Source organism: Methanobrevibacter sp. YE315, assembly GCF_001548675.1.
Classification (GTDB): domain Archaea; phylum Methanobacteriota; class Methanobacteria; order Methanobacteriales; family Methanobacteriaceae; genus Methanocatella.
On record NZ_CP010834.1, the window covers coordinates 1,121,875 to 1,134,520 of the forward strand.

8 protein-coding genes are annotated in these 12,646 nt (G+C 34.6%); all 8 read left to right on the forward strand.

Going from position 1 to position 12,646, the window contains the following annotated elements; translation table 11 throughout:
- Window position 1 precedes the first annotated feature (1 nt).
- The 8 genes from TL18_RS04770 (at window position 2) to TL18_RS04805 (ending at window position 12,618) form a co-directional block, all read left to right on the forward strand.
- Window positions 2-2,386: a glycosyltransferase gene (locus TL18_RS04770; protein WP_067042132.1), complete on the forward strand. Its 2,385-nt coding sequence runs from the start codon at window positions 2-4 to the stop codon at window positions 2,384-2,386.
- Window positions 2,387-2,486: 100 nt separating this feature from the next.
- Window positions 2,487-3,416: a glycosyltransferase family 2 protein gene (locus TL18_RS04775; protein ID WP_067042136.1), complete on the forward strand. Its 930-nt coding sequence runs from the start codon at window positions 2,487-2,489 to the stop codon at window positions 3,414-3,416.
- Window positions 3,417-3,419: 3 nt separating this feature from the next.
- Window positions 3,420-3,842, forward strand: coding sequence for a GtrA family protein (locus TL18_RS04780; RefSeq protein WP_067042139.1), 423 nt, complete (start codon window positions 3,420-3,422; stop codon window positions 3,840-3,842).
- Window positions 3,843-3,852: 10 nt separating this feature from the next.
- Window positions 3,853-5,448, forward strand: a complete 1,596-nt coding sequence (locus TL18_RS04785; protein ID WP_197031851.1) for a DUF2142 domain-containing protein — start codon at window positions 3,853-3,855, stop codon at window positions 5,446-5,448.
- Between the two features lie 86 nt (window positions 5,449-5,534).
- Window positions 5,535-6,638, forward strand: a complete 1,104-nt coding sequence (locus TL18_RS04790) for an acyltransferase (protein WP_067042151.1) — start codon at window positions 5,535-5,537, stop codon at window positions 6,636-6,638.
- 166 nt (window positions 6,639-6,804) lie between these two features.
- Window positions 6,805-9,417 carry a CDP-glycerol glycerophosphotransferase family protein gene (locus tag TL18_RS04795; protein ID WP_067042153.1) on the forward strand — a complete coding sequence of 871 codons (2,613 nt, stop codon included), beginning with the start codon at window positions 6,805-6,807 and terminating at the stop codon, window positions 9,415-9,417.
- A gap of 20 nt (window positions 9,418-9,437) precedes the next feature.
- On the forward strand, window positions 9,438-11,663 hold the full coding sequence (locus TL18_RS04800) for a CDP-glycerol glycerophosphotransferase family protein (protein ID WP_067042155.1): 2,226 nt from the start codon (window positions 9,438-9,440) through the stop codon (window positions 11,661-11,663).
- A gap of 130 nt (window positions 11,664-11,793) precedes the next feature.
- The gene (locus tag TL18_RS04805; protein WP_067042158.1) at window positions 11,794-12,618 is read left to right on the forward strand and encodes an amino acid ABC transporter substrate-binding protein; all 825 of its coding nucleotides are present in this window, start codon (window positions 11,794-11,796) and stop codon (window positions 12,616-12,618) included.
- Window positions 12,619-12,646: the final 28 nt, after the last annotated feature.

The following is a 12,646-nucleotide window of genomic DNA, read 5'->3' on the forward strand; positions in this document are numbered from 1 at the left end:
TATGGGATTAAAAAATAAAATCAAGCATAAAAAGGAAGATTTGGTTAATTCATATATTTACCGTTCATACTATGATGATTCTATTGATGAAAATATTGTTTATTTGGAATCAAGAGACGGGCATGACTTTACAGGAAATATCCTTCGAATAGCTGAGGAACTTTCAACCGGAGCATACGGAAATTTGAAGATTTATGTATATGCCGAAAAGGAAGTTTTCTCCAAAATTGAAGAGCTTAAAGGCAATTACGATTTGAATATTCATAAAGTCATCACTAAGGAATCAACCGCAACAAGAATCCTTGAAAAGGCAAAATACATATTCACCGATTCGGGCATCAGGCCAAAATATGTTAAAAAAGAAGGTCAGATATTCATTAATACATGGCATGGAACTCCATTAAAGGTCATGGGCTTTGACAACGTATCCGAACAGCACAGAATAGCTAACATTCAGCATACTTTGCTTTCTTCTGATTATCTATTATATCCTAATGAGTATATGAAGGAAAAGATGATGAATTCCTATATGATTGAAAAGATATATCCTGGAAAGATTCTGATGGAGGGATATCCAAGAAACAGCGTCTTTTTCGATGATTCAAAACGCAAAGAGTTCAGGATGAAGTTCAACCTTGACGATTATCAAATATCTGTATATATGCCTACTTTCAAGGGTTTGTTTATCAATAGGGATTATGAAAAGCAAAGCGACATGACAGGATTTCTGGAAAAAATCGATAGCAGATTAAGTGATGACCAGATTATGTTTGTCAAGTTGCACGTTTATACGACTTCTAAAATTGATTTTGATAAATTCAAGCATATCAGGCCATTTCCCCAAGGTTATGAAACCTATGATATATTGAATATGGCGGATGTGCTGATTACCGATTATTCAAGCGTACTTTTTGATTTTGCAAATACATCACGCAAGATTGTCCTGTTCAATTTTGATGAAAGCGACTATCAGGATTACAGGGGACTGTATTTTTCAATGGATAGGCTGCCTTTCCCGAAAGTTCAAACGATTGATGATTTGATAGACCAGTTGAATTCGCCTAAGGAATATGATGATGCTGAATTTAGAGCAGAATTCAGCAGATATGACCGGATTGACTCTGCCAAGTATATATGCAGGCACATATTCAACAATGAGAATGTCTGCCTGGAAAAGAGAATTGAAAATGTAAAGGAAAATATTCTCATTTATGCAGGAAGTCTATTGAATAACGGCATCACCTCTTCACTAATCAATCTTTTGGAAAACATTGACCTGGAGAGATATAACTATTTCATATCATATCTGCCATGGGATGAAAACATCATAGAAAACCATGAGGAGATCTTCAAAAGATTCCCAAAGGAAATTGAGTTTTTGCCTTTCAGGTTCCCGATTTCCCCAACAATATCTGAAAAAAATGATTTTGACAAGTTCATGTCATCACAAAAAGATGCAAAACTAACAAAACCACTTCATAGGCTATTCAAAAGGTCATATGATAAGCAGTATGGCAATCTTAACATTAAAGAAGTTATAAACTTTGACGGATACAACAAAAAGGAGCTTCTGATTTTTGCCCATGCAGACACCGAACGGACAGTATGGGTTCACAGTAATATGATTCAGGAGAAAAGGACAAGGGACAATCAGAATTTGAATATCTTGAGGGAAGCTTACTCATCAGCGGATAATGTTGTAGTAGTTTCAAAGGATCTGATTGAACCTACAGCTGAAATAAGCGGCCGAAAGGACAATATCCGAATAATCCATAACTTCAACAATTACGACCAGATAACAGCCAATTCCAAAATGGACCTTGTTCTTGATGAGGCAACTGAAGTTTATCCGAATAGCGAATCCATCTTCAATGCCCTGAATAGGCCGTGTGAAAAGTTCATAACAATAGGCAGGTTTTCACCTGAAAAGGGTCATGAACGCCTTTTAAAAGCATTTGACCGGTTTTGTAAGGACAATCCTGAAACCCAACTTATTATAATCGGAGGCCACGGTGAACTCTATGAGGATACAATAGAACTGGTAAACGGTTTGGATTACTCAGACAACGTTGTTCTTGTTAAAAACATTTCAAATCCGATGCCTATTCTTGCAAAATGCGATCTGTTTGTATTGCCTTCATATTATGAGGGTTGGGGTATTGTTGCAATGGAAGCGGATACATTAGGCGTTCCTGTGATAGCCTGTGACGTTCCGGGCCTTCAATGGTTAAGGGACTATAACGGAAACATCTTTGAAAACTCAGAAGACGGAATACTTGAGGGAATGCGTGAGTTTGAAAATGGAAATATAAAAACTCTGGAAATCGATTACGCAAAATACAATGAAGAGATACTCGACAGTTTCTACTTATTGGTTGATGGCTGATGAACTGTCTTTCTAATAATATTATAAATATTATGATAAACAAATAGTTAGACATAACATTTTAGTTTTATTTAAATATTACTTATCGGGTTGAAATTTGATGAAAACAGTTATTATTATTCCTTGTTATAACGAATCTGCAACTATTGAGAAAGTTGTGACTGATTTTAAGAAATATATGCCTCATGCAGATGTTTATGTATATGACAACAATTCTACTGATGGAACTGATAGAATTGCAAAGGATGCCGGAGCAATCGTCAAATATGAATATAAGCAGGGCAAGGGAAATGTGGTTAAATCCATGTTCCGCGACATTCAGGCTGACTGCTATATCATGGTGGATGGAGACGATACATATCCTGCTGAAGCGGCACCTGAATTTGAGGAACTTGTACTAAGCGGTAAAGCAGATATGGTAATCGGAGACAGATTGTCATCCACTTATTTTGAAGAAAATGACAGGCCTTTTCACAACACCGGAAACAAATTGGTCAGAAGATTCATCAATCTGTTTTTCAGAAGCGACCTGCATGACATAATGACAGGAATGCGTGCTTTCAGCTACAATTTCGTCAAGTCATTTCCGATTTCATCAAGAGAATTTGAAATTGAAACCGAAATGAGCGTATTTGCATTGATGAACAATTTTAAGATAATGGAAATTCCCGTTGAATATAAGGATCGTGTTGAAGGAAGCGAATCAAAACTGAATACCTATCGTGACGGATTTAAAGTAATCATGATGATTTTTGCTTTGATTAGGGATGAAAGACCACTCATATTCTTTTCAGCTGTTTCATTAATACTTTTAATTATTGCAGGAATCTACTTTTTCCCAATACTTTTCAAATACTTCTCAACAGGATATGTGCTTAAGATACCTACATTGATTGTCATATCCACTGTTGTAATCATTGCATCATTAACATTCTTTACAGGCGTTATTCTGCATGTTCTTAAAAGGCAGCATTCTGAAAACCTTGAACATCACTTGATTTTATTGAATGAGATTAACAAAGAGGAATGAAAATTGATTAATAAACTATTTAAAGAACCGACAGATGACATTTTCCTGCAATTGTTCAGATATATCTTTGTTGGAGGAACTGCATTTGTTGTGGATTTCTTCTTCTTATATTTCTTCAGTGACATATGCGGAATCTATTATCTGATTTCAGCAGTATTGTCATTCATCATTTCAGTGCTCGTAAACTATATCATGAGCACAAAATGGGTTTTCAACCAGGACAACATTGACAACAAGGTTTTGGAATTCAATCTGTTCATACTAATCAGCACAATCGGTTTGGTGTTTACAGAGATACTTTTATATTTCTTTACAGATATTGTAGGGCTTTACTATTTGGTTTCAAAGATTATTTCAGCAATTATAGTATTGTTCTGGAATTTCCTTGCAAGAAGAGTCATGTTTTATGGAAGGGATTTTATTTAGAGGAGTTGACATGAGCAGAAATATTTCAAGGGGAAATTTAACGGAAATTAAGGATATATTGCTTGAATCAAAAAAATACCTGTTGATATATCTGGTTTTAATAATAGTTGCCGGTATTTCAACCATTTCATCCGCAAATATCTCCCATCCGAAATTTGAATTGGTCACATTCGTTATAGTGGCAGTATTGGGATGCTTGTGCATACTCTTTTATCAGGCAAATAATGATGAAAAGGATTTATATAAGGTTGCTTTTGTTGTAATAGTTTGTTTTGGACTTGTATGTTCATTGATTGTCCCTATTGCCTGCGTCAGTGACGAGCCTGAACATTTTGTCAGAGCCGAAATCACCTCTCAGGGGGTTCTGTTTCCTCACTGGACCGGAAGCGATGTGGGCTTGACAAGAACATATGATACTAATGGTCATTACATGAGTAATGAAACTCAAATAGGATTCAAGACAATTGAAAGCTCAAATTTCTTCTCAAATGACAGGGGACTGACGGTTTTTGAAACCACACACGATACGGATAAGATCAATTGGACAAGCATAATAACACCGTCCGCATTTGAGCAGAACATATTCTATGGCTACTTCCCTCAGGCAATTGGAATTTTAATTGCAAAACTGCTTGATTTGAATGTAATCTGGATGCTGTGGCTTGGAAGAATAGCTAACCTTTTATGTTATGCAGTATTGGTTTCATATGCAGTTAAAAAAACACCTTGTTTGAAGATTCCTCTTCTTGCCGTAGCATGCATACCTATTGCAATGTTTCAGGCGGCTTCGGTCAGCATCGATTCGATGCTCTTTGGATTGGGAATTTTGGCTACTGCCTACTTCATTTATATGTACAAATCCGAACCTGATAGTCTTGAAAATAAGGAGATAATCATATTTTCAGCCATATGTCTGCTGTTTGGACTCTGCAAACTGCCTTATCTTGCTTTCATATTCCTGTTATTCCTTGTTCCAAGGAAAAACTTCAAGGATAAGAATGCTTTGATATATATCGTTTTATGTATTGCAGCCGTTTCAGCAATAGGCCTTTTATGGAGCAGATACAGTGCGCCTACAATAATGCATTCATGGAGATCTGTTCATAAGATGAATATGACCATGCAGACAGCATATATGACTAATCATCCAAGCCTATTCATGAATTTTTTAGCTAAAATCTTCAACGATGAATTGCCTAATCTGGTCAATGGCTTGTTTAACTTTTTCACTCCGGGCCCATATCCTCAGTACAGGGACCAATATAATCTAATAACATTAGCGCTTCAGATATTTTTGGTTCTGGTGCTTATTGCAAATCCGAAGAATGCTAAATTCGATTTGAAGACAAGAGCGGGTGCTTTTGCAATATTCCTACTGGTCTATTTCGGAACCTGTTTTGTTCAGCTGCTCAGCTGGTCATATGTTGGAAAAACCAATCTGGGAATTTCAATCAGATATTTCATTCCTATAATTGCATTAATACCTATAATATGTGGAATAAATAGAAAATGCGATACCGACTTTGAGTTTGACAAATATGCAATGGTCTGCATTGTCGGATTTTTAGCAGCGATGGTAATATCCTTTGCAACCAAATATTATTAGCATTATTAACATTTTTTCATATTTAAAGAGGGATAATTAGTTATAAATATAATCAAAAATAAATTCATAGTCAGTGGAGAATTTTTATGGGTGCTTACAGTTCAGGAAAACGGATTTTTTATTTGGATGTATTGAGGTCCATGGCAATCATTTGCGTAATATTGGCTCATGTATGCAGACAGTTCTGTGAATATGCACCTGCAGCTTCATTCAGATGGTTTACAGCAGCATTCTACATTGACATCGGTGTGCTGGGAGTTCCACTTTTTTTAATGATAAGCGGAGCATTGCTTCTTAACAGGGATTATGACCTAAAGGATTTCATGAAAAGGAGATTCTCCAGAATCCTGATACCTTTCGTATTCTGGTCACTTCTGCTTCCATTGTGCAAAATGAAATTCTTAGGATTTCCATTCACATTCCATGAATACTGCAGACTGCTCTTTTATAATCAGTATTGGTTTGTCTGGATGCTGATTGGTCTTTATCTTCTTTTACCGATTATAAACTCATTCGTTAAGGAATATGACATTCAGGGATTGGAATACATGCTTATAATATGGTTCATATTTATCATATTCCTAAGGGAACAGCCTATTGACATTTTAGCAAACATCGATGCTACACATACCCTGGGCTGGAAAGAGACATTGGCAGGGTTTATAGGTTTTATTCCATTGGGATATTACCTGTCAGCGAAAAAATTCAAACTGAGCGACAAGGCCATGTGCCTGATCGGTTTGGCAATATTTCTAATATTTACAATCATCAATTTGAGATATACCTACATCGCAAGCTGTGAAACCCATAAGCTAATGTATTACGGCTATAAAAGGATAGTATCCACTTTACAGGTGGTCGGGTTATTCCTGTTCATAAAATACTTCAGCGACTATTGTGAAAATAACTCCTTTGACGACATTAAAAACAAAATCTATAACTTCTTTAAGCAAAACAAATACGTTTCATGGATCATATTGTCCATTAGTACCTGCAGCTACGGAATGTTTTTAACACATTATTTCATATTATATCCGCTATTCTACATCAGCGACCATTATTTTGCGATATTTTCAAGAAATCCTATAATATTGCCTTTAGTTCTGCTGTTCATTTGTGCAACTTCATGGTTGATTACATTCATATTAAGTAAGCTGCCTCTTTTAAAACACATAAGCGGCGCACATTAACCGTGATTTTTCTAATCTTAACATTATTAAAATTCATCTTTAATTAACTGAATGTTTAAAATAAATAATCTATAAATATTATCAAAGTAATAAGTTAAAGTATTATATAACAGAGGGGGTATTTTTAATTTCAATTCAAAATGAACATCAATCCTTTAGCATTATAATGTATACTCATAATGTTGAGGATTATTTATCAGAAGCCATTGATTCATTGATTAGTCAAAGCCTCGATTTTAAAGATAATGTTCAATTGATTATTGTCGATGGGCAAAGTGAAGATGAGACCAGAAATATTGCCCAAAAATATGCAAATGAATACCCTGAAAACATCATCATATTATCCAATGATGAGGATAACATTTATTCCGCTTATAATAATGCATTAAATCATGCTGATGGAGATTATATCAATTTCATGCTTCCTATTGATGTCATCTCCAAAAACGCATTGAAAAAGATAAACGAGACATTCCAAAAAGATGATGTTGAAATCATCACATTGCCTATTGAATATCTGGATACCGAAAAAGCATACCCATTAAAGTTCAAGTTTGAAGAGGACAGTGAAGAGTATGTGGACTTGAGGAAAAACGAACTGTTAATACAGACCGATGTTTTCAGCGCTTTTATCAGGAAAAGTACAATAGGCGGTTTAAGATTCACAGATATCGAAAGGGCAGATACACTCTTTATCAACGAGATTCTCTTAAAGGAAAAAAGGTATAGGATTGTCCAGGATGAAACCTATTATGCCCGTGAAAGGTTCACCAATCCGGAGGATAACGATACCATTAAAGAAAAGATATTTGACTCCTTCGAATTGTTCTACAATAAGCTGATAGACATTTCCATTGAAAAGGAGGATACAGTTCCATATTTCATTCAAAACACTATGCTCCATTATCTTGAAGATATCATAAGCATAAGCGACATTGAAGAGATTTTCACAAATCCCACCGAAAGGAGCCGATTCTGGGATGAGCTGTTGAATATTTTAAACCAATTGGATGAGAGAAACATTTCATTGAATACCACATTAAAGAAAACATCAAGGGATTTTCTGATTTATCTTAAAAATGACGAGTTTCACGTTGAAACACAAGGAAAGGAAATCTATCTGAAATCAGATTCATATATAATTGACTTGCTGCATAACCGCAGCATCTATTTTGATATTGTAAAACTTAGAGATGGATTTTTGCATATTTCAGGTACATTTTCCAGCACTTGCGATAAAAGATTCATTTCAGTTGAGGCAATCAAGTCCGGAAAAACAATCAAAGAGATTTATGAGGCAAAAGAGGTTGAATATCCAAACACATATAGGCAAACCCAAAACATGCTCTCCATTCCATGGTATTACTATTACAGCTTTGATTTGAAGATACCAGTAGAGCATGACGAATCATGCAGCATATCCCTTAGGGTAATATATCAGGAAAACGATGAAAGGATAGAAATGGACTGCAAAGTCAATTCAAGAAAATACGTATTTTTATCAGAGCATGGAAATTACTTCAGAAAGAACGATCAGATAGTACTTTTGAAAAAATTCGTATTGTACATTAGGCCTCATTCCTATCTCAGGGCATCTTATTATGAGATAAAGGCATTAATCAAGATTATACTGTCCAATATCCCATTCAATCATAGGATTAGGGCATTGTTTTATAGGATTGTCTATTTCATTGCATATATATTTATGAAAAACCGCAAGATTTGGCTGTTTTCAGATAGGATTAATCTGTCCTGCGATAATGGCGAGCATTTCTTCAGGTATGCTGCCAACATCAAAGACGACGTTAAAAAATACTTTGTCATCGAAAAAAACTGTGAAGACTACAAAAGATTAAGAAAGTCCTACGGCAGTAAGATTGTTCCTTTCGGTTCAGTGAAACATAAATTCCTGTTCATGTTTACCGAAAAGTTCATGCAGTCCCAAATTTCACCGGTAACCAACAATCCATTTAAGGATTTTGATATGAGATTATACGCCGGTTTGTCAACCGGGGAAAACTATTTCCTGCAGCATGGAGTTGCAAGATACGACATGTCAAGCTGGATGACACAATTTGACAAGAATCTGGAGCTTGTTTTGGCCGTTTCAGAATATGACTGCAAGGAATTTACCAGTGAAAACTATAATTTCGATGAGGATATTGTTAAGATTCTTGGTTTTCCAAGATACGACAATTTAACAAATGCCCATCTCAAAAAGCAGATTGTCATAATGCCAACCTGGAGGAATTATATTAAAAATAGCTATCAACTGATTAATTCTGAATATTATGCAAGATTCAACAGTTTAATCAATAATGAAAGGTTAATTGAGTATGCGAAGAAAAAAGGATATGAAATAATCCTGAAGCCTCATCCGTTAATGTATGAGTTCATCGACAGTTTCGATAAAAATGACTATGTCAAAATAGACAATGTTACAAAGCATCATGAAATCCTATGTGATTCCTCATTGATGATTACTGATTATTCCTCTGTTGCATTTGATTTTGCATATCTTAAAAAGCCAATTATATATTACCAGTACGAGCACGGAGGAGACCATCATTTTGATATTGAGGCTCCATTGGCCGATGAATCAATAATGAACTTTGGTGATACAATCGGTGATGAGGACATGCTGATTGATAAGATTATAAAATATATTGATAATGATTGTGAGATGGAAGAGGAATACAAATTAAGAGTTGACAATTTCTTCAAATATACGGATAAGAACAATTCAAAAAGAGTTTATGAATGGGTTTATAAGCATTAATTAGATTTATAGTGAGATTTATGGAAAATAATAAATATATTTGGATTTTTGGAGGAAAAAACGAAACTGTTGCCAACAGCAACATTTTCAGCTTTTGGAAATATTGCCTCCAAAAGGATGATGAAATAGACAAGTTTATCATATTAAAAAGCAATGGGGTTAACTTAAAGCTATATGATGGCCTTAAAGACAATGAAAAGGACCATGTCATATGGTTTAACTCAAAAGAGCACATCGAATTATATGACCGTGCAGATTTGGTGTTCATATCCGATTCAACCGATGAGGTCGCCCCCAACAGGAATCATAAATGGGCTTATGATCCTGAGATTAACAAATCAATCATCATTATTCCAAATGAATCAGGTTCTCTAGTCAAATCAAAGATAACCGGAGAATCCTTTAACAATTCAATATTCAGATATTGTGTATTCGATGAAAATGAGATGGATATTTTGAAAGAGGAAAATAATTTCAAGCAATATCAGTTGAAATACGTGAAATATCCTCTCAAATATGATAGCGAATTTTCAAGAAAGATGAAATCTGAAAGTGCCGGCCAGATACTGTGGTTTGTAGAATGGAGATACTACAACGATAATAGAAATGAAATGGCCGATGATTTAATCAATACCTTAAAATCAAATCAGCTGAAGGATTATCTAGATTCACGCAATCTAAACTTGAAAGTCTGTCTTCACAGGTATTATAAAAAAGGAATGTTTAAAGACATCTATTCCTGTGAAAACGAAAAAATTCAAATATTCAACGAAAATGATGTTGAGGTTAATGATGAAATGTTTAAATCAGAACTGTTAATTACGGATTATTCTTCAATAGCCTTTGATTTTACATTTTTAGATAAACCTGTGCTGTTATACCAGCCTGATTTGGATCATGTTTATGAAAAAAGACAGTTCAATGTTGAATTTGGTGAACTTAACGAACATGCAATCAGGACCAGTGATGATTTAATCAAAGCATTAAAGGAAAAGGACTTCAAGATCAATCCGATTTTTGATATATTTGACAAGAACAGCTTCAATAACGGCAATTCCCATATTGAAGAGTTATATGATTATCTTTATGATATTCAAATGAATAAGATTACTTTTTTAGGATATAATTTTTATGGCTTTGGAGGAACCGTTAACGCAACAAAAGCCTTGGCTGAAGGTTTAGTGAATCATGGCTATCTTGTAGAGATGTTTTCATTATTCAAAAAGCCACCGATATCTGAATTGCCTAACGGTATCAATTTCAATCATGCTTTTGATGTTGATTCAAGAAAGGGTAGGGTGAAGACATTCCCATTTAAATTCATCCCGAAATATGGTTATTTAAGACATGAAGCCAATCTTGAAGCCATTAATCCATATTCATCATACAGATTGAAAAAGCTTCTCAAAAACATTAAATCACATACTGTCGTTTCAACCAGAGACACCCTGCATCTATACCTGGAGGAAGCGAAATCCGAATTCATCAAAAATAAACTATATTTCTTCCATGCATCTGCTGATGTGGTTGATGTTATGTATCCTGGATTGATATCAAAACTTAAAAACAAAAGGTTATCCAAGGCGGTTTTTGTAACCGAGAACAACAGATTGGAATTTGAACGCCTTCATGATTATGCAAATTATGATTCATATATTGTCACTGGAAATGCGCTGGAATCATCAAAAGTCATTGATAGAGATAAAATAAAGCCGGTGCCTGAAAAAGAGATATATAAAGGCATCTATCTTTTAAGAATCAGTACTGAAAGAAAAGAGGATATTGACAACCTATTTGAATTTGGAGAATACCTGAAGAAAAACAACATCAAGAACATCATCATTGATGTTTACGGTTCTGGAAATTGCGTCGACGAATTTTTGGATGAATTATATGAAAGGAATCTGCAGAATATTATCCATTATAAGAACAACACCAATTTCCCGATTGATGAAATCCGCAAGCATGATTTCGTATGTGATTTGACATTAGTTCAAAGTTTTGGAATGACATATCTGGAAGGAATCCTAAACGGCAAAAAGGTATTCTGTATGGAAAATGCCGGATCTTTGGAAGTGATGGAAAATATTCCAAATTCATATGTCGAATCATTTGAATGGTTATCTGAAGAGATTTCAGATATTCACAATATACCTGGCGAAGAGTTGAAATCAAATTATGATGCTATCTTAGACAAGTACTCTCAGGATGTTGTATGTGAAAAATTCATTTCATTTTTGGATTGAATAACAACTATTTTTTTAAATTTTGTCTATATTTCTGAAATTAAATGAACATGATTTAAATATACCAAATTATATAATTTATAATGTAGATTATATTCTACATGTAGTTATAACTATTTGGTGTTTTAAAATGAATAAAAAGATAGGTTTTATTTTAGCTTTAGTAGTTATCTCTTTAATGATGTTAACTAGTGTAAGCGCAGGATTTTTAGACTTTTTAGGTGGTGACAATGCTACTGCAAACGATGAAAACACTTTCATTGTTGGTTTTGACGCAGAATTCCCACCTTACGGATACAAAGATGCTAATGGAAGCTATGTTGGTTTCGATTTAGACTTAGCAAAAGAAGTTTGTGAAAGAAACAATTGGACATTCAAAGCGCAACCTATTGATTGGGATGCTAAAGACGCAGAATTAGATTCCGGTTCTATCGACTGTATTTGGAACGGATTTACCATTGACGGCAGAGAAGACAACTACACTTGGTCTAATGCTTACTTCGACAACAAACAAATATTTGTTGTAAAATCTGATTCAAACATTTCATCTATCGATGACTTAAAATGCAAAACAGTAGAAGTACAAAAAGATTCATCTGCTTTAGCAGCTCTTCAAGGCGACAACAAAACCATTGCTGACACTTTCGGTACTTTAACTGAAGTAGCAGACTATAACACCGCATTCATGGATTTAGAATCCGGTGCATGTGACGCAATAGCTATGGATATTGGTGTTGCAGAATACGATATTAAAAACAAAAACGAATCTGCTGATAATTTCAAAATCTTAAATGAATCAATCACCACCGAAAAATACGGTGTCGGATTCAAACTCGGAAACGATGATTTGAAAAACAAAGTACAAACTACTTTAGACGAAATGTTTAAAGACGGTACTGTTGCTAAAATCGCAGAAAAATATGGTATTTCTCAAGACGCTTTGATCCAACCATAAATTGATTAGTTAAGAAGGGAGAATTAGT